16 protein-coding genes, 2 pseudogenes and 1 riboswitch are annotated in these 17781 nt (G+C 71.9%); of the genes and pseudogenes, 9 read left to right on the top strand and 9 right to left on the bottom strand.

Annotation, left to right across the window (positions count from 1 at the left end):
* Positions 1-133 precede the first annotated feature (133 nt).
* Positions 134-376: pseudogene (locus DIZ27_RS09505) on the top strand (VOC family protein); the annotation flags it as partial.
* Positions 377-683: 307 nt separating this feature from the next.
* Positions 684-1442 carry an endonuclease/exonuclease/phosphatase family protein gene (locus tag DIZ27_RS09495; RefSeq protein WP_109377902.1) on the top strand — a complete coding sequence of 253 codons (759 nt, stop codon included), beginning with the start codon at positions 684-686 and terminating at the stop codon, positions 1440-1442.
* A 24-nt stretch (positions 1443-1466) separates the two neighbouring features.
* Here the strand turns inward: DIZ27_RS09495 and DIZ27_RS09490 are convergent, their stop codons facing one another.
* Entirely contained in the window at positions 1467-2108 is a 642-nt protein-coding gene (locus DIZ27_RS09490) for a hypothetical protein (RefSeq protein ID WP_109377901.1), read from the bottom strand.
* 131 nt (positions 2109-2239) lie between these two features.
* Positions 2240-2959 (bottom strand): annotated as a pseudogene (locus DIZ27_RS09485) (alpha/beta hydrolase); the annotation flags it as partial.
* Positions 2960-3126: 167 nt separating this feature from the next.
* Here DIZ27_RS09485 and DIZ27_RS09480 point away from each other — a divergent pair.
* The 4 genes from DIZ27_RS09480 to DIZ27_RS09465 all read left to right on the top strand — a co-directional run bounded on the left by DIZ27_RS09480 (position 3127) and on the right by DIZ27_RS09465 (position 6960).
* Entirely contained in the window at positions 3127-3903 is a 777-nt protein-coding gene (locus DIZ27_RS09480) for a 1-acyl-sn-glycerol-3-phosphate acyltransferase (RefSeq protein ID WP_181383459.1), read from the top strand.
* Positions 3904-3939: 36 nt separating this feature from the next.
* A complete protein-coding gene (gene macS, locus DIZ27_RS09475) occupies positions 3940-5181 on the top strand; it encodes a MacS family sensor histidine kinase (RefSeq protein ID WP_109377899.1) in 1242 nt (413 codons plus the stop codon).
* A complete protein-coding gene (locus DIZ27_RS09470) occupies positions 5178-5876 on the top strand; it encodes a response regulator transcription factor (RefSeq protein WP_109377898.1) in 699 nt (232 codons plus the stop codon). The genes macS and DIZ27_RS09470 overlap by 4 nt, the downstream gene beginning before the upstream one ends.
* 88 nt (positions 5877-5964) lie before the next feature.
* On the top strand, positions 5965-6960 hold the full coding sequence (locus tag DIZ27_RS09465; protein ID WP_109377897.1) for a 2-hydroxyacid dehydrogenase: 996 nt from the start codon (positions 5965-5967) through the stop codon (positions 6958-6960).
* On the opposite strand, the gene DIZ27_RS09460 is transcribed toward DIZ27_RS09465, so the two are convergent.
* On the bottom strand, positions 6912-8831 hold the full coding sequence (locus DIZ27_RS09460; RefSeq protein WP_109377896.1) for an anthranilate synthase family protein: 1920 nt from the start codon (positions 8829-8831) through the stop codon (positions 6912-6914). The two genes, DIZ27_RS09465 and DIZ27_RS09460, sit on opposite strands and share 49 nt — an antisense overlap.
* 315 nt (positions 8832-9146) lie before the next feature.
* Between DIZ27_RS09460 and DIZ27_RS09455 the strand changes: the two genes are divergently transcribed.
* Together DIZ27_RS09455 and DIZ27_RS09450 are read left to right on the top strand one after the other, a co-directional pair.
* Complete coding sequence (locus tag DIZ27_RS09455; RefSeq protein WP_109377895.1) at positions 9147-10499, top strand: class II 3-deoxy-7-phosphoheptulonate synthase; 1353 nt, start codon at positions 9147-9149, stop codon at positions 10497-10499.
* 161 nt (positions 10500-10660) lie between these two features.
* A complete protein-coding gene (locus DIZ27_RS09450) occupies positions 10661-10888 on the top strand; it encodes a bacterioferritin-associated ferredoxin (protein ID WP_109378089.1) in 228 nt (75 codons plus the stop codon).
* Between the two features lie 11 nt (positions 10889-10899).
* Here DIZ27_RS09450 and bfr read toward each other — a convergent pair whose 3' ends face one another.
* Entirely contained in the window at positions 10900-11418 is a 519-nt protein-coding gene (gene bfr / locus DIZ27_RS09445; protein WP_109377894.1) for a bacterioferritin, read from the bottom strand.
* Between the two features lie 184 nt (positions 11419-11602).
* Between bfr and DIZ27_RS09440 the strand changes: the two genes are divergently transcribed.
* On the top strand, positions 11603-12250 hold the full coding sequence (locus DIZ27_RS09440) for a sulfite oxidase-like oxidoreductase (protein WP_109377893.1): 648 nt from the start codon (positions 11603-11605) through the stop codon (positions 12248-12250).
* Between the two features lie 34 nt (positions 12251-12284).
* On the opposite strand, the gene DIZ27_RS09435 is transcribed toward DIZ27_RS09440, so the two are convergent.
* The 5 genes from DIZ27_RS09435 to thiO form a co-directional block, all read right to left on the bottom strand.
* The gene (locus tag DIZ27_RS09435; RefSeq protein WP_109377892.1) at positions 12285-13169 is read right to left on the bottom strand and encodes a deoxyribonuclease IV; all 885 of its coding nucleotides are present in this window, start codon (positions 13167-13169) and stop codon (positions 12285-12287) included.
* 49 nt (positions 13170-13218) lie between these two features.
* Positions 13219-15171 carry a Stk1 family PASTA domain-containing Ser/Thr kinase gene (gene pknB, locus DIZ27_RS09430; RefSeq protein ID WP_109377891.1) on the bottom strand — a complete coding sequence of 651 codons (1953 nt, stop codon included), beginning with the start codon at positions 15169-15171 and terminating at the stop codon, positions 13219-13221.
* A gap of 233 nt (positions 15172-15404) precedes the next feature.
* A complete protein-coding gene (locus DIZ27_RS09425; protein ID WP_109377890.1) occupies positions 15405-16199 on the bottom strand; it encodes a thiazole synthase in 795 nt (264 codons plus the stop codon).
* Between the two features lie 2 nt (positions 16200-16201).
* Positions 16202-16450, bottom strand: coding sequence for a sulfur carrier protein ThiS (thiS, locus tag DIZ27_RS09420; RefSeq protein ID WP_109377889.1), 249 nt, complete (start codon positions 16448-16450; stop codon positions 16202-16204).
* Positions 16447-17631, bottom strand: a complete 1185-nt coding sequence (thiO, locus tag DIZ27_RS09415; RefSeq protein WP_109377888.1) for a glycine oxidase ThiO — start codon at positions 17629-17631, stop codon at positions 16447-16449. The genes thiS and thiO overlap by 4 nt, the downstream gene beginning before the upstream one ends.
* Positions 17629-17740: riboswitch (TPP riboswitch) on the bottom strand. (Overlaps the previous gene by 3 nt.)
* Between the last annotated feature and the right edge of the window lie 41 nt (positions 17741-17781).

Here is a 17781-nt window from a genome sequence, read left to right as displayed (position 1 = left end):
CCTCGGCATCCAGGACGGGAACGGGCCTGTTTGCCGTCTGCTTTCGCTGCGGTCCGCCACCCTCGGCGAAAGGACCACCGCGATGTCCCGGCAGACCGACGCCGCACCGAAGGGCCGTACCACCGTCGCGCCCCGGGTCGTCACTCCGGTGGCCGACGACGCCTTCGGGCAGCGCGGAGGGCGTGTCAAGGACCCCTCCGGCACCGTCTGGTGGGTGACCAGCCACGTCGAGGACCTCTCCGAGGACGAGATGGGGAAGCGGTCGCAGGACCCCGGGTACGCCGAGGCGGGGCGCGTGGCCCAGGAGGCGCTCGACGCCGAACTCAGCGGTCGAAGCCACGGGCACAGCAGTGCCCCGGTCAGGACGACCGGCTGACCCGTGGCGGGCTCACGGCCCGTGCAGGGCGGCTTGTACGGGCCGTGCCGGGCCGCGAACGTGACCCCGTCCGGCCGCCGGGGCGTCGCAGCAGTGGCACCGAGGGCGACCGCTGGGTGGAAGTGGCCCTTGCACCCGGTGCCGTGCACGTGCACGGCACGAAGGCGCGGGACGGTCCGCGGTTCGCGGTCTTCGTGCCCACGGGGCGTGACCTCGCCGGGCGGGCAAGGCGCTGCCCTGGTCGGTTTCACGTCGGCGTCGGCCGCACGACACTTTTGACGATGCGGGTCAGCGTATCTTGATCCCCATGGCGACGACTCCGCTGCTGTCGGACTCCCGTACCGAGCCGGACGGTTCGGCCGTGGTCCGGGTGCTGAGTTACAACATCCGTTCGATGCGTGATGACACCGACGCGCTGGCCCGGGTGATCGGGGCGTGCGCGCCCGATCTGGTGCTCGTGCAGGAGGCGCCGCGGTTCTTCCGGTGGCGCAAGAAGCTGGCCCGGCTCGCCTCCGCCTCCGGGCTGGTCACGCTGTCCGGAGGTGCCACGGCTGCCGGCCCCGCCGTCCTGTGCTCCCTGCGGGCGACCGTCGAGCGCACCGAGGACGTGCTGCTGCCGCTCACCCCGGGGCTGCACCGGCGCGGCTTCGCCACCGCCGTCGTACGGTTCGGCGGTGCCCGGCTCGGGGTGCTGAGCTGTCACCTGTCGCTGTCGAAGGACGAGCGGTACGAGCAGGGCGGCATGCTCCTGGACCGGCTCGCCGGGATGAGTGTGGAGCACGCGGTCGCGGGCGGTGACGTCAACGAGCGGCCGGACGGCCGCACCTTCCGGCGGTTGGGCGACTCCCTCACGGACTGCTGGGCGGCCGCGCCCTGGGGCGGTGAGTACACCTCGACGCCCATCGAGCCGCAACAGCGCATCGACGCCCTGTTCGCCACGAAGGGCGTCGAGGTCCTGGGCTGCGGTGTCCCGCTCGGCCAGCCGGGGGTGAGCGAGGCCGACCTGAGGGCGGCCACCGACCACCTGCCGGTCCTGGCCGCCCTCAGAGTGCCGGCGGTCGCGTAGACCGCGTGGGTGAGGGGCCCGTTCTCAGACCACCGCGCCGCGGCCGGGATCGTCTTCGTCCTTGTCGCCGGTGCGCATCCGCATCACCAGGGTGGCGAAGCCGCCCAGAAAGCCGCCGATGCAGAGCGTGGTCAGCCACCAGGTCATCTCCCAGCCGAGCAGTATCGCCAGCAGGAGCAGCACCGGACCGCCCAGCACCCCCAGCCAGGCGAGCTTGGAGGTGAGGTCGGACTCGGGCAGCGGCGGCGGCTCCGGCGGTACGAAGTGGCCCTCGTCGCCGTCGTCGAAGTCGTCGGAGGCGTCGTCCGGGGGTTCGGACACGCTGTAGTCGCGCGGGCCCACACCCGGCGCGAAGGCGATGGAGCCGCCCAACGGCTTGGCCGGCTTCTCCCCGGTCCTCGTGGGGGCCTCGGCCTGCGCCGACCCCTCGTCATTGGTCTCGGACTCCAGCAACGCCAGGTCCTCGACCGACTTGAACGGCTTGGCGCCCGCCGGGTCCGGCGGCTCGTCCCCGTACCCGGCGACGATCGCCGCCCACGCGGCGTCCTCGTCGAAGGGGACGGCCTGTTCCTCCGGACCCCGGCCGTCACGGTCCCGGCCGACCTCGCGCGCCTCCCGGTCCTCACGCCCTTCGCGGTCCTCGCGGTCCGAGTCGTGCTCAGCCACCTGTGGTCGTCCCTTCCTTGCCGAGACCGGGCTCGTTGACGGCGCCGGGTGCGAGCCGGCCGATGAACGCGGTGCTCTCCTGGAAGATCCGCTCCGCGTCGTAGTCCAACGTCGCCACGTGGTAGCTCTGTTCCAGCAGGATCTCCGTGACGTCGAGCGACGAGACCCGGCCGAGGATCCGGGCCGAGTCCGCGGGCGGCACCACATGGTCCTGCGGGCTGCGCAGAAGCAGCAGCGGCTGGGTGACCCGGGGCAGTTCGCCGTCGAGCATGCGCAGGAAGGTGCGCAGGGAGTGGGCCGCGTGCAGCGGTACCCGGTCGTACCCCAGCTCCGTGGCCGACGGGTCCGCGATGTCGCTCGCGATCCCCTTCGTCGTGGGGATCAGATGGCGGGCCACGGGCAGCGCGCGCGGTCGGTCCGTGCACCTTGTTCGCCGGGTTGACGACCATGACGCCGCTCACCGCGTCGCCGTGCCGCGCGGCCAGCCGCAGGGCGAGCGCGCCGCCCATGGACAGGCCGGCCACGAACACCCGCGCGCACCGGTCCCGCAGCAGCCGCAACTCACGGTCCACCTCCGCGTACCAGTCCTGCCAGCCGGTCAGCCGCAGGTCCTGCCAGCGGGTGCCGTGCCCGGGGAGCAGGGGCAGCGAGACGGTCAGGCCGTGCTCGGCGAGGTGCTCCGCCCAGGGGCGCAGCGACTGCGGTGAACCGGTGAAGCCGTGGCAGAGGAGGACTGCGGTCTCTCCGCCCTCATGGCGATACGGCTCGGCTCCGGTCAGGAGCGGCACCTTGGCCTCCCGGTCTGAAAGTCGTAGGAGTCGTGGCAGTCGTACAGAGGGGCTGTACGTCATGACGGTCATGGCACGGGTGTCATGGGTCGCGCCCGCACGCGAGTTGCAGGACCTTCACCGTACGCGACCGCACTGACACCGACCAGGGCCGTCGGAGCCATTGACGGCGCCCCGGGATATGGTCTGACCCACACGCACAGGAAGGCACTCGCTTGTTGTACGGCGCGATGAAGTTCACCGTCGGAGGGTCGCTGAAGCTCGCCTTCAGGCCCTGGGTGGACGGCCTGGAGAACGTACCCGCCGAGGGCCCGGCCATTCTGGCCAGCAACCACCTGTCGTTCTCCGACTCCTTCTTCCTGCCGGCCGTGCTCGACCGCAAGGTCACCTTCATCGCCAAGGCCGAGTACTTCACCAGCCCGGGTGTCAAAGGCCGGCTCACGGCCGCCTTCTTCAAAGGTGTGGGTCAGCTCCCGGTCGACCGCTCCGGCGCGCGCGGCGCGGGCGAGGCGGCGATCAGGAGCGGTATAGAGGTCGTCGAGCGTGGTGAGCTGTTCGGCATCTACCCCGAGGGCACCCGCTCGCCCGACGGGCGTCTCTACCGGGGCAAGCCCGGCGGTCTCGCGCGCGTGGCGCTGGCCACCGGCGCGCCCGTGATACCCGTCGCCATGATCGACACGGAGAAGGTCCAGCCGCCCGGGAAGGTCGTCCCGAAGCTGATCCGGCCGGGCATCCGCATAGGCAGGCCGTTGGACTTCAGCCGCTACCAGGGTATGGAGCACGACCGTTTCGTGCTCCGCGCGGTGACCGACGAGGTCATGTACAAAATCATGCAGCTCTCCGGCCAGGAGTACGTCGACATCTACGCGACCGCCATGAAGCGGCAGCTCGCGGAGGCGGCCAAGGCCGACAAGGAAGCGGAGAAAGCGGAGAAGGAAGCGGAGAGGGCGGAGAAGAAAGCACAGCGGGAGGAGGCCGCCGAGCAGCGGCGGCCCGATCCCCGGTAGTCCGTCAGCGGGTCCGGGGCGGGAGTGGGGGAGGACATGCCCAGGGGCGGGGAAGTCATGAGGATGTCGGTCGAGCAGCCCCTGTGGCGCGCGCTCACCGGCTACCGGGTCCTGACCATGGTCTACGCGGTCGGCCTGTTCGCCACCGCCTACGACGAGTTCGAGCGCCCCTGGCTCGCCGTGGCCTACTTCGTTGTGCTGGTCGTATGGACCCTGGCCACCCTGCCCCTGGTCGCGAACGCAGCCCGCTGCACCAGACGCTTCCTCACCGCCGACCTGACCGTCGCACTCGTCGGCATCCTGCTCACCCCCGTCGCCGACGCCCACGAGCGGATCCAGGCGGGCGGCCCGACCATGCCGTCGATCTGGACCGCCGGCTCGGTGCTCGCCTTCGCCATCAAGGGCGGCTGGCGCTGGGCGGCCCTCGCCTCCACCCTGGTCGCCGTCGCCAACCTGGTCGAGCGCGGCGGCCCCGCCCGCGACACCGTGCACAACGTGATCCTCGTCTGGGTCGCCTCCATCGCCATCGGCTACGTCGTCGAGGTCGCCCGCGCCTCCGAGCGCACCCTCGCCCGCGCCCTGGAGATCGAGGCCGCGACGAGGGAACGGGAGCGGCTCGCGCGGGACATCCACGACGGCGTGCTCCAGGTGCTCGCGATGGTGCAGCGGCGCGGCGCGGTGATCGGCGGCGAGGCGGCCGAACTGGGCCGGATGGCCGGCGAGCAGGAGGTGGCGCTGCGCACCCTGGTCTCCGGCGGCCTGGTGCCCGTGCCCAGGGCCTCGCGGGACACGGCCGGGGGAGAGGCCGTACGCGCCGCGGACGACACCGCCGGTGAGGCCGGGGGCGGCCCCGTCGATCTGCGTGCCCTGCTCGCCCCGTACGCCGGTGCCCTGGTCAACCTCGCCGAACCCGGGGCGCCGGTGCCGCTCGCACCGGCCGCCGCGCGGGAGGTCGCCGCCGCCGTCGGGGCGGTCCTGGACAACGTACGCGAGCACGCCGGGCCGGACGCCCGGGCCTGGATCCTGGTCGAGGACGAACCGGACGAGGTGATCGTCACCGTCCGCGACGACGGGCCCGGCATCCCCGAGGGCCGGCTCGCCCAGGCCGAGGGCGAGGGACGGCTCGGGGTGGCCCTGTCGATCCGCGGACGGCTGCGCGACCTCGGCGGCAGTGCGGAACTGATCTCGGTGCCGGGTCAGGGCACGGAGGTCGAGCTGAAGGTGCCCAAGGACACGAGGGAAGCGGACGACCCGCGGGGGAAGGCGGAGCAGCGATGACGGACACGGCAGCCGAACGGGAAGCCGGCCGGGGCCCGGTCAAGGTGATGGTGGTCGACGACCACCCCATGTGGCGCGACGCCGTCGCGCGCGACCTGTCCGAGTCCGGCTTCGAGGTGGTGGCCACCGCCGGTGACGGTGACCAGGCCGTGCGCCGCGCCAGGGCCGCCGCCCCCGACGTCCTCGTCCTCGACCTGAACCTGCCCGGCAAGCCCGGTGTCCAGGTCTGCAAGGAGGTCGTCGCCGCGAACCCCGCCCTGCGCGTGCTGGTGCTCTCGGCGAGCGGTGAGCACGCCGACGTCCTGGAAGCGGTGAAGTCGGGTGCCACCGGCTATCTGCTGAAGTCGGCCTCGACCCAGGAGCTCCAGGACGCGGTGCGCCGTACGGCGGCCGGCGACCCGGTGTTCACCCCGGGCCTGGCCGGGCTGGTCCTCGGCGAGTACCGCCGGCTGGCCTCCGATCCGGCACCCGTCCCGGAGAGCGGTGGGGCCAGGGCGCCCCAGCTGACCGACCGGGAGACCGAGGTGCTGCGCCTGGTCGCCAAGGGCCTCAGCTACAAGCAGATCGCCGAACGGCTCGTCATCTCCCACCGCACGGTGCAGAACCACGTCCAGAACACCCTCGGCAAGCTCCAGCTGCACAACCGCGTGGAACTCGTCCGCTACGCCATAGAACGCGGCCTCGACGACGAGTAGGGCCCGTCCGGCCCCAGCGCGATCCCTTTCCGGACCCGTATATTCACGCATGCGGCAGCAATCCCGGCACGACCCCCGGAGGGACCCCGTGGAGATCCTCGCGTTCGGTGTGCAGTCCGACGAGAAGCCCATGATCGAACAGGCGTTCCAGGGCCACCACGAGGTACATGGCCTGGACGTCTTCCTCAACGAGGACACCGCCCTCATCGCGACCGGCCACGAGGTGATCTCCACCAGCGTCAACTGCGACCTCGGCGCCGGGGTCCTGGAGAACCTGGCGGCCGGCGGCACCCGGATGATCGCCCAGCGGTCCACCGGCTTCAACAACGTCGACCTGAAGACGGCCGAGCGGCTCGGCCTGACGGTCGCCCGGGTGTCGTACTACTCGCCCCACTCGGTCGCCGAGTTCGCCTGGACCCTCGCCATGGCGGTCAACCGCCGTGTCGTCCGCGCCTCCACCCGCACCCGCGACTTCGACTTCCGCCTCGACGGCCTGATGGGCCGCGACATGCACGGCCGCACCGCCGGCGTCCTCGGCACCGGCAAGATCGGCGAGGCGTTCGCCCGGATCGCGCACGGCTTCGGCATGCGGCTGCTCGGCTGGGACGTCGCCGAGAACCCCGCCTGCCGGGAGCTCGGCATGACCTACGTCACCAAGGAGCAGCTGCTCGCCGAGTCCGACCTGATCACCCTGCACGTTCCGCTCGTGCCGGAGACCCACCGGCTGATCGACGGGCCCGCCCTGAGGACGATGCGGGACGACGCGATCCTGGTGAACTCCAGCCGCGGCGGACTCGTCGACACCGCCGCCCTCGTCGCCGAACTGCGCGCGGGCCGCTTCACCGGCGTCGGACTGGACGTGTACGAGGCGGAGGCGGGCCTGTTCTTCCTCGACAAGTCCCTGGAGGCCGTCGAGGACGACACCCTGGCCCGCCTCGTCACCTTCCCCAACGTCCTGGTGACGTCCCACCAGGCGTACTACACCGTGGACGCCGTCAGCCAGATCATCGAGACCACGGTGCGCAACGTCCTCGACTACACCGCGGGCCGCCGCTCGGAGAACGTCCTCGTACCGCGCAGCTGACCCATCAGCTGCGCGACGAGCGCCGCGCCGTTCAGGGTGAGCACCGACTCGGGGTGGAACTGCAACGACGCGAAGCCGGGCCCGCGCAGGGCGTGCACCTCGCCGTTCGCCGCGCGGCTCACCTCGATGCCGTGCGCGGCCAGTTCCGCCGCCGCCTCGTCGTCGCACCGGGCGACGAAGCTGTTGTAGAAGCCGACCGTCTCCGGCCGCCCGAACAGGTCGATCTCGGTCTGCGCCCCCTGGTACGGCACCTCCTTGCGGACCGTGTCGAGACCCAGCTCGGCCGCGATCAGTTCGTGGCCCAGGCAGACGCCGAGGACGCCGTGCCGGTGGTCCCTGATCACCGCGGCGGCCAGGCCGCGCAGGAACCGCATCTTCGCGTCGGCCGGGTCGGACGGGTCACCGGGACCGGGCCCCAGCACCACGGGCCCCTCGTGCCCGAGCACCGTCTCCCGCAGCCCCGGTTCGTCGTACCGCCGGACGGTGACCGCGAGCCCCGAGGAGCGCAGCACATGCGCGAGCATCGCCGTGAAGGTGTCCTCCCCGTCGACGACCAGGGCGTGCCCCTCCAGGCCCCCCAGCCCTTCCCGTCCCGTCGGCGCGGCCGACGGCTCCCGCATCCGCAGCCAGAACGGGGCCAGCGAGGCCCGCCGCTCGTCCAGCGCCGCCCGCACCCGCGGATCGTCGGCCAGCCGCGGCCGTACGGACTCCTCGCGCGGCCGTCCCGGGCGCACCCCCAGCGCGGCCAGCACCCCGGCCGCCTTCGCATGGGTCTCGGCGACCTCGCCCGCCGGGTCCGAGCCCCGCACCAGCGTGGCGCCGACCGGCACCCGCAGCCGCCCCGCCGCGTCGATGTCGGCGGTGCGGATGAGGATGGGGGAGTCGAGGCTCTGCGCCCCTCCCGCATCCCGGCCGATCAGCGCCAGCGCCCCCGCGTAGTACCCGCGCCCGGCGGGCTCGTACCGCTCGATCACCCGGCAGGCGTTCTGCACCGGCGACCCGGTGACGGTCGCGGCGAACATGGTCTCCCTCAGCACCTCCCGCACGTCCAGCGAGGACCGGCCGCGCAGCTCGTACTCGGTGTGGGCGAGATGCGCCATCTCCTTCAGCCGGGGACCGACCACGACCCCGCCCATGTCACCGACGGTGCACATCATCTTGAGCTCCTCGTCGACGACCATCGACAGCTCCTCGATCTCCTTGCCGTCGGCGAGGAAGTCCAGCAGGTGCTCGGGGGTCGGTCCCCCGGCCGGGTAGCGGTACGTGCCGCTGATCGGGTTCATCACGACGGTCCCGCCGGACGCCCGCACATGTACTTCGGGGCTCGCGCCGACCAGCGTCCGCCCGCCCGCCTCCTGCCCGGTGCACACCACGAACGTCCAGTAAGCGCCCCGCTCGCCCTCCAGCAGCCGCCGGAACAGCGCCAGCGCGTCGGCCCGCCCGAACCCGGGGATCTCGCCCTCGTAGGTCCGCCGGATCACGAAGTTGGCGCCCTCGCCCCGCCCGATCTCCTCCCGCAGCACCCGCCCGACGATCCCGGCGTACGCGCCGTCGTCGACGTCGAAGCCGCCGCCCTCCACCCGGACGTCGTGCCCGGGCAGTTGTTCCAGGGCGGTGGTGAGCGGGATCTCGTGGCGCTCCTCGGGAGTCAGCACCAGCAGCGGGGTGCCGTCGTCGCGCACGTCGAAGCCGCGCTCCCGGATCTGCCGGAAGGGGACGAGCGCCAGCCCCTCGTCGGGCAGGTCGGCCAGCCGGTCACGGGGGCTGACGGCGCCGAGCAGCAGCTCCACCACGGTGTCGTCGTGGCCGGGGGTGCGGCGGCGCAGCAGGGCGAACGGACGGGGATCGTCCAGCAGGTCGAGCAGGTTCATCGGTCGTGGTCCCTCGGTGACGGAGGGCCGGCCGGGGCGCCGCGCGGGCCGCGAACGCCGAAGGCCGCCCCTCGGGCGGCCTTCGCGGAGTCTTGTGTACGCGCGATGATTCAGTGGGCCGCCGGAGAAGCGGTCCACCACCAGTTCTGGGCGGAAGGGTTCTGAACCGAACCGTTCCGGGTCGAAAGCGCGAACATGCGACGCACCCTAGCGCATGTCCTTCGCGTGGTCCTCAGGTGTCCACGGAGAACATTCCCCGTCTCACTTGCTGGGCACGGGCCTGGAAGGCGCCATCCCACCCCGTAGTGTTGAGACGTGACCGTGAACGCTAAGACCAGCCCGAGTGCTGGCAACACCTGGCGAGACCTGCCCGCGGCGCAGCAGCCCGAGTACCCCGACACCGAGGCTCTGCGCGCAGTGATCGCGGACCTCGAGTCGTATCCACCGCTCGTCTTCGCGGGTGAGTGTGACCAGCTGCGCGCCCGGATGGCGGCCGTCGCCAAGGGAGAGGCGTTCCTCCTCCAGGGCGGCGACTGCGCCGAGTCCTTCGACGCGGTGTCCGCCGACCACATCAGGGCCAAGCTGAAGACACTGCTCCAGATGGGCGCCGTACTGACGTACGCCGCGTCCGTGCCCGTCGTGAAGGTGGGCCGGATCGCCGGCCAGTACTCCAAGCCGCGCTCCAAGTCGACCGAGACCCGCGACGGCGTGACCCTGCCCAGCTACCGCGGCGACTCCGTCAACGGCTTCGACTTCACCGAAGAGGCCCGCGTCCCGGACCCCGAGCGGCTGAAGCGGATGTACCACGCCTCGGCCTCCACGCTGAACCTGGTGCGCGCCTTCACCACCGGCGGCTACGCCGACCTGCGCCAGGTGCACGCCTGGAACCAGGACTTCGTGAAGTCGTCCCCGTCCGGCCAGCGCTACGAGCAGCTCGCCCGCGAGATCGACCAGGCGCTGAACTTCATGCAGGCCTGCGGGGTCGAGCCGGAGGAGTTCAGGACCGTCGAGTTCTTCTCGTCGCACGAGGCGCTGCTGCTGGACTACGAGTCGGCGCTGACCCGCGTGGACTCGCGCACCGGCCGGCTGTACGACGTCTCCGCGCACATGGTGTGGATCGGTGAGCGCACCCGGCAGCTGGACCACGCGCACATCGAGTTCGCCTCGAAGATCCGCAACCCGATCGGCATCAAGCTCGGCCCGACGACCACCGCCGAGGACGCCCTGCAGTACATCGAGCGGCTCGACCCCGAGCGTGAGCCGGGCCGGCTGACCTTCATCGTCCGGATGGGTGCGGACAAGATCCGCGACAGGCTTCCCGAGCTGGTCGAGAAGGTCACCGCCTCCGGTGCCACCGTGGCCTGGGTGACCGACCCGATGCACGGCAACACCTTCGAGGCGGCCTCCGGGCACAAGACCCGCCGCTTCGACGACGTGCTCGACGAGGTGAAGGGCTTCTTCGAGGTCCACAAGGAGCTCGGCACCCACCCGGGCGGCATCCACGTGGAACTCACCGGTGACGACGTCACCGAGTGCGTGGGCGGCGGTGACGAGATCTTCGTCGACGATCTGCACCAGCGCTACGAGACCGCCTGCGACCCCCGGCTGAACCGCAGCCAGTCGCTGGACCTGGCGTTCCTCGTCGCCGAGATGTACCGGGACCAGTAACACCGCTCACCTGCCGAATCGGCGAGGGGTGGGGCACGGATCACACGGATCGGCGCCCCACCCCACTTTTGTGCCACCCGGACGGCAGGTAAGGTTAGGTTAGCCTCACCGATCAGGGGTCGGTACGGCGCGACCCAGCACTATGTCGGGAGGTGGACCGCGTGTTCGTCTGCAGCTGCTTCGGAGTGACCGAGGAACAGGTGAGGAGCCACGCGGACGCCGGGGCCTGCACTCCCCGGCAGATCGCCTCCGCCTGCAAGGCGGGCACCGACTGCGGCGGCTGCGTGCGCCGCATCCAGGCGCTGCTCGGGCGTGGCGCCTGCCCCCGTCGGCAGCAGGCCGGCCAGGACCGGCCGCCCCTCACGGCGGAGCTTCCCGAAGCCGCATAAACCCGGTCGCCCTAGTGGGTCGAGAACCCGCTCGTCCCCGGGCCCGAGGAGTCCGGCTGCGACTGCTCGATCACCGTCGACAGATACAGCGCCTCGCCCAGCTTCTCGATGAGCTCCAGCTGGGTGTCCAGGTAGTCGATGTGGTGCTCCTCGTCGGCGAGGATCGCCTCGAAGATGTTGGCGGACGTGATGTCGTTCTTGTTGCGCATGACCTCCACGCCGCGGCGCAGGCGGTCGATGGCCTCGACCTCGATCTGCCGGTCGGCCTGGAACATCTCCGTCACCGTCTGCCCGACCTGGACGTGGAAGAGCCGCTGGTAGTTGGGCAGGCCGTCGAGCAGCAGGATGCGGTCGGTGAGGACCTCCGCGTGCCGCATCTCGTCGAAGGACTCTGCGCGCGTGTACTCGGCGAGCTTGGTCCAGCCTTTGTGGTCCTGCAGCTTCGAGTGCAGGAAGTACTGGTTGATCGCGGTCAGCTCGGCGGTCAGCTGCTCGTTGAGGAATTCGATGACCTCGGGATCGCCCTGCATCGCAGCGGCTCCTTCCACACGGATGAACGGGCCAGATGCGCCGCATGATTCCATCGGCTGAGAAGATCGTCCAGTAAGTACATACTTACTGAGTAAGGGTGCACTCATTGCTGTTTGGAAGATATTGTCCGACTTCATGGGGCCCCGGTCCGATGCGTCGCACCGGGTCTGTCAGGATGGAAGCATGGGTCAGCCGGCGGAACACGAATCGGGGGAGCGCACAGCAGAGGGAGCGGCGCGGTTCGAGCTTCCGCCGGGGCAGCGACTGCAGAAGGGCTGGCCGGTCACGCACTACGGGCCCGTCCCCAGGTTCCGGCCCGAGCGCTGGGAGTTCAGGGTGTTCGGCGCCACCGCCGACGGTGACAAGCACTGCTGGAACCACGAGGAGTTCACGTCCCTGCCGTACCGCAGCGTCGTGGCCGACCTGCACTGTGTCACGAAGTTCAGCATGCTCGGCGCCGAATGGGGCGGGATTCCGGCCCGTACCCTCCTGGAACTCGCCCCGCCCGCGCCCGACGTCACCCATGTGATGGTGTGGGCCGAGTACGGGTACAGCTCCAACCTGCGGCTGGCGGACTTCTCGTCCGAGCGGGCCCTCTTCGCCACGCACAAGGACGGCGAACTGCTGACCGCCGAGCACGGGTTTCCGCTCCGTCTGATCGTCCCCCACCTCTACGCCTGGAAGGGGCCGAAGTGGGTCCGCGGCGTGGAGTACATGACCGCCGACCGCCGCGGCTTCTGGGAGGAGCGCGGCTATCACAACATCGGCGACCCCTGGAAGGAGCAGCGCTACTCCTACCAGGAGGAGCCAGGGGACGGCCCCGAACTCTGACCGGGGCCGGGCCCCCGGGCCCCTGGACTGCGGATCAGTGGCCCTGGTCCCGGAGTTTCTTCAGCCGCTCCACGTCCGCCGCATGCCCCTCCTTGCCGCCGGGGGTCTCGATGACCAGGGGCACGCCCTCGGTCGCCGGGTGCGTCATCAGCGCGCGGAACGGGTCCTCGCCTATGTGGCCTGCGCCGATGTTCGCGTGACGGTCCTTGTGCGCGCCGACCACGTCCATGGAGTCATTGGCGTGGATGAGCTTCAGCCGCCCCTCGCCGACCGTGTCCACCAGCAGATCCAGTGTCCGGTGCATCCCGCTCGGCCCGGTCAGGTCGTGACCGGCCGCGAAGACATGGCAGGTGTCCAGGCAGACACCCAGTTTCGGATGGGCGTCCAGCACCTCGAAGTACGGACCGAAGTCCCGGATCAGGGAGCACAGGGAGGCGCCCTGGCCGGCCGTCGACTCCAGCAGCAGGAACGGGTCGTCGTCATGGGTGAGCTCGTCGAGCAGCGGCAGCAGGTGCTCCCGTACCTGCCTCAGCGCCACCGGCCGCTCCCGTCCGCCGGTCGCGCTGCCGGTGTGCACCACCACACCCAGCGCCCCGATCTCGCGCCCGCGCCGCAGCGAGTGGCGCAGCGACTCGGCGGACCGTTCGACGGTCGCCTCGGTGTGGGACCCGAAGTTGATCAGATACGGGGCGTGCACGTACGCCGGGATCGACCCGGCCGCACACGCCTCGCGGAACGCCGCGTCCTGCTTCGGGTTGCCGGTCGGCGTCGCCCAGCCGCGCGGGTTGGCGACGAAGACCTGCACGGCCTCCGCGCGCAGCTCACGGGCGTAGGACAGGCCGACGGAGTGCAGGCCGCCGGCCACGGGGACATGGCCGCCGACCGGGTTGCGGGCGGGGCCGGACAGGTGACTCTTCACCCTTCCAGGGTGTCATGCCCCCGGGGCGCCGAAGCCTCTGAGCCCCGCGTCAGCGGATCTTGAGGGTGATCGTCGAGCCCTTGGGCGCGGTGTCCCCGCCGGGCACGGACTGGGCCTTGACGGTGTCGCCGAACAGACCGAGCAGCCCGCGGTCCTCCTGGACCCGGAACCCGGCAGCCTCCAGCTTCCCGGTGGCCTCGTCCACACGGTCGCCGACCACGTCCGGGACCGGGACCATCTCGGGCCCCTTGGACAGCGTCAGTGTCACACTGTCCCCCTCGGCGGCCTCACGGCCGGCCTCCGGGCTCTGCCGGGCCACCCGGCCCGCGTCGTGCTCGGAGGTGACCCGCTCGGCGGCGATGCTCACCTCGAGGCCGGCCTCCTCCAGCTCGGCGCGCGCGGCGTCCAGGTCCTGGCCGACCACCTCGGGGACGTCCACCGGGCTGCCCTTGCTCACGGTGAGCGCCACCGCCGAGCCCGCACGGACCTTCGTGCCCTTGCCCGGCCCGGTGGAGACCACGAAGCCCTCGGACACGTCCTCACTGAACTCCCGGGTGACCATGCCCGGTTCCAGGCCCGCGTCCTTCAGCACGGACCGCGCCTTGTCCAGCCGGTAGCCGTCGACATCGGGCACCCGCACGGTCTGCGGCCCCTTGGAGAGGGTGAGCGAGACCGAGTCGGTGCCGCGGATACGGGCACCCGCCTCGGGATCCGTGCTGATCACCGTGCCCCGCTCCACGGTGTCGCTGTACGCCTCCTCGACCTGGCCGACGCCCAGCCCGGCGTCCGCCAGCCGCTCCCGGGCCTCCTTCTCGGTCTTCGCCAGCAGCGGCGGGACCCGGGTGAACTGGCCGGAGTTGATGTACCACACGCCTGCCCCGGCGCCCAGCACCAGCAGCACGGCGACGACGACCGCCATCGGGCCGCGCCGCAGCAGCGACACACCGCGCCGGGGCGGCGGCGCCGGGGACTGGAGGCGGCTGGTGCGGCGGACCTCGTCGACGGGCAGCGGGCGGGATGGGGGTCCCCCCGCGCGAGCGAAGTCGAGCGTGGGGGACGTCAGTGCGCGCGGGATGACGCTCGTGCGGTCCTCGGCGCCCCGGGCGGGCTGGTCCTCCGACGCCAGCGCCTGCGGCGGCAGCGCGTCCAGCTGCTCGTCGTCGAGTCCGCCGCGCGCCTCGCGGACCTGTGCGAGGAGCGCCACCGCGTCGTACGGGCGGACCTCCGGGTTGCGCGCGGTCGCCGAGGCGACCAGCTCGTCCAGTGCGTACGCCATACCGGGTACGGCGGCCGACGGCGGCGGCACGTCGTCGTGCAGATGCTTGTAGAGCACGATCGCGGGGGAGTCGCCGTCGTGCGGCTTCTCACCGGTCAGCATCTCGTACAGCAGGATGCCGCACGCGTACACGTCCACGCGGGGGTCGGCGCTGCCGCTCTCGATCTGCTCCGGCGCCAGGTACGAGACCGTGCCCAGCACGGTGCCGGTGGTGTTCGTCACCGTGTCCACGGCCCGGACCAGCCCGAAGTCGGCGACCTTGACCCGGCCGTCGTCCCCTATCAGCACGTTCTCGGGCTTCATGTCCCGGTGCACGAACCCGGCCCGGTGCGCGGCGCCGAGCGCGGCCAGCATCGGCTCCAGGATGTCCAGCGCGGCCCGCGGCTGCAGCGCACCGCGCTCGCGCAGCACGTCACGCAGGGTGCAGCCGGCGATGTACTCCATCGCCAGGTAGACGTACGCCCCGTCGGTGCCCTGGTCGAAGACCTGGACCACGTTCGGATGGGCCAACCGGGCGACCGACTTCGCCTCGCGGATGAACCGCTCGACGAAGGAGCCGTCGGCGGCGAGCGCCGGGTGCATCACCTTGAGCGCGAGCACACGGTCCAGACGGGTGTCCACGGCCCGGTAGACCGTGGCCATCCCGCCGACCGCGATCCGCGCCTCGACGCGGTACCGGCCGTCGAGCAGCTGCCCGACCAGAGGGTCCTGAAGGGTCGTGTCCACGCTGGGAGTCTACGAGGAGCCGCCGACAGAGCCGGCCGGATCGGTCCGGATCGATCCGGAACGGTCCCGGATCGGGGCGTGACTGCAGCCGACCTGTGACGCACCCCACGAAGGGACGCCCCACGACCGCCGGCGGTGCTCGGTCCCGCGGCCGCCGGCGGTGCTCGGCCCCACGAGGAGCCTTCACCTCTCGCCCGTCTGGAAACGGGCGGTGCGCGGGTCGGAGAACCCCCTCAGAACGCCGGCCGCTCCGGATCCAGCACGGCAAGCCCCTCCGCGGGAGAGGACGCCTCGGCGAAGTGCCGCCGCGGAATCCGCCCCGCCCGCCGCGCCAGCCGCCCCGCCTCGACCGCGCTCCGCATGGCGGCGGCCATCAGCACCGGCTCCTGCGCCCGCGTCACCGCCGAGGCGAGCATCACGCCCGCGCACCCCAGCTCCATCGCCAGCGCCGCGTCCGACGCCGTACCGGCACCCGCGTCCAGGATCACCGGCACGCGCGCGTGCTGCGTGATCAGCTCGAAGTTGTGCGGGTTGCGGATGCCGAGCCCCGAACCGATCGGCGAACCGAGCGGCATGACCGCCGCACAGCCGGCGTCCTCCAGCCTCCGTGCCAGCACCGGGTCGTCGTTGGTGTACGGCAGCACCGTGAACCCGTCGTCGACCAGGGTCTCGGCCGCCTCCAGCAGTTCGACGGGGTCCGGCAGCAGGGTGCGCTCGTCGGCGATGACCTCCAGCTTGACCAGGTCGGTGCCGAGTGCCTCCCGCGCGAGACGGGCGGTGAGCACCGCCTCCCCGGCGGTGAAACAGCCGGCCGTGTTCGGCAGCACCCGGATGCCCAGCCTGTCCAGCACCGAGAGCACCGAGCCGTGCACCGAGGGGTTCACCCGCCGCATCGCGACGGTCGTCAGCTCGGTCCCGGACGCCACCAGCGCCCGCTCCAGCACCTCGAGGCTGGGCGCCCCGCCGGTGCCCATGATCAGACGGGACGTGAAGGACGTACCGCCGAGGACGAACGGATCGTCGGCCATGATCAGCCTCCCTGCACGGCGGTAAGGACTTCCACCCGGTCCCCCTCGGCGAGGGGCGTGAGCGGCCACTGCGCGCGCGGGACGACCGTTTCGTTGAGGGCGGCGGCCACCCCGGAGTGCGCCTCGGTGAGCGTGCCGACCAGCGCGTCGAGCGCCGTGCCGGGAGCCACCTCGCGAGGCTCCCCGTTGACCGAGACCGTGACCGGGGCGTGCGCGGGAGTGTGCGTCGACGTGTCCACAGGAGGGTTCATACGGGTTGCTCCGTGAGTGCGGCGGCGGTCGCGGTGAACCGCCGGGGGGTGAAGGGGCGGGCCTCCGCCGGGAGTTCACCGGTGGCCAGGAACTCCGCCAGAACGTCGCCGGTGACCGGAGTGAGCAGCACGCCGTTGCGGTGGTGCCCGGTCGCCAGGACCAGCCCCTCGAGCCCGGACGGGCCGAGCAGGGGCGCGTTGTCGGGGGTGCCGGGGCGCAGCCCGGCCCGGGTCTCGGTGAGCGGCAGCTCGGTGATGCCGGGGACCAGTTCGTGGGCGTCGCGCAGCAGCTCGTACACCCCGCCCGCGGTGACGGTCGTGTCCCAGCCCTGTTCCTCGCTGGTCGCCCCGATCACCAGCTCCCCGTTCTCGCGCGGCACCAGGTACACCTGGCTGCCCCGCACCACCGCACGCACCGTCCGGCTCAGGAACGGACCGAACCGGTCGGGCATCGCCAGCCGGAGCACCTGCCCCTTCACGGGACGCACGGGAGGCAGCAGGTCCGCGGGGACGCCCGCGAGCCGCCCGCTGAGGCTGCCCCCGGCCAGCACCACCTGCCCGGCGGCCAGCCCGGTGCCGTCGGCGGTGACCACGCCCGTGGCCCGCTCCCCGGAGACGGTGAGCCGGTCGGCCCACGCGCGGTGCAGGACCACGCCCGCCCGCTCGCAGGCGGTCACCAGCGCCGCCGCCAGCCGCCGGGGGTCGATCTGGTGGTCGCCGTCCACCCGCAGCCCGCCGCGCACACCGGGGGCGAGCATCGGCTCCAGACGCCGGCACTCCCGCCCCGACAGCCACTGCGCGTCGAGCCCCGACTGCTGTTGCAGGGCGTGCAGTTCGCGCAGATGGGCGCGGTCGTCGGCGTCCAGCGCGACCGCGAGGGTGCCGCACCGGCGGTAGCCGAGGTCGTGGCCGGTGGCCTCGGTGAGCTCGGCCGCGAAGTCGGGGTAGCGGAGCGCGGAGGCGAGGTTCAGGCCGAGCAGGGTCTGCTCGCCGTAGTGCAGTTCCGTGACGGCGGCCAGCATCCCGGCGGCCACCTGGGCGGCGCCGCCGCCCGGTTCGGGGTCCAGCACGGTGGTGGCCAGCCCGCGCTGCGCGGACCGCCAGGCCGTGACCAGACCGATGACGCCGCCCCCGACGACGAGGACGTCGGGGGCGCGCTGCGAGGTGTGTGTGGGCGGCATGGGCGTCCAGCCCCTCCCTTCGCCGGCATGACCCGGATCAGGTGCATACGGTCGGAGGCCGCCAGCCTCCCTCTCAGCCCGGTGCGTCCGGGCTCCCGCGAGTGTCTTACGTTGGCCACCCTAGCCTCCGGATCAACGAACGTGTAGGGA

Origin of the sequence: Streptomyces sp. NWU339 (genome assembly GCF_003143855.1) — a bacterium.
Taxonomy (GTDB): domain Bacteria; phylum Actinomycetota; class Actinomycetes; order Streptomycetales; family Streptomycetaceae; genus Streptomyces.
This window is presented reverse-complemented; position numbering and strand designations above follow the sequence as displayed.

Coding starts and splice junctions, on each gene's coding strand:
- DIZ27_RS09495 (WP_109377902.1), top strand. CDS start 684: ATGGCGACGACTCCGCTGCTGTCGGACTCCCGTACCGAGCCGGACGGT.
- DIZ27_RS09480 (WP_181383459.1), top strand. CDS start 3,127: ATGAAGTTCACCGTCGGAGGGTCGCTGAAGCTCGCCTTCAGGCCCTGG.
- macS (WP_109377899.1), top strand. CDS start 3,940: ATGCCCAGGGGCGGGGAAGTCATGAGGATGTCGGTCGAGCAGCCCCTG.
- DIZ27_RS09470 (WP_109377898.1), top strand. CDS start 5,178: ATGACGGACACGGCAGCCGAACGGGAAGCCGGCCGGGGCCCGGTCAAG.
- DIZ27_RS09460 (WP_109377896.1), bottom strand. CDS start 8,831: ATGAACCTGCTCGACCTGCTGGACGATCCCCGTCCGTTCGCCCTGCTG.
- bfr (WP_109377894.1), bottom strand. CDS start 11,418: ATGCAGGGCGATCCCGAGGTCATCGAATTCCTCAACGAGCAGCTGACC.
- DIZ27_RS09440 (WP_109377893.1), top strand. CDS start 11,603: ATGGGTCAGCCGGCGGAACACGAATCGGGGGAGCGCACAGCAGAGGGA.
- DIZ27_RS09425 (WP_109377890.1), bottom strand. CDS start 16,199: ATGGCCGACGATCCGTTCGTCCTCGGCGGTACGTCCTTCACGTCCCGT.
- thiS (WP_109377889.1), bottom strand. CDS start 16,450: ATGAACCCTCCTGTGGACACGTCGACGCACACTCCCGCGCACGCCCCG.
- thiO (WP_109377888.1), bottom strand. CDS start 17,631: ATGCCGCCCACACACACCTCGCAGCGCGCCCCCGACGTCCTCGTCGTC.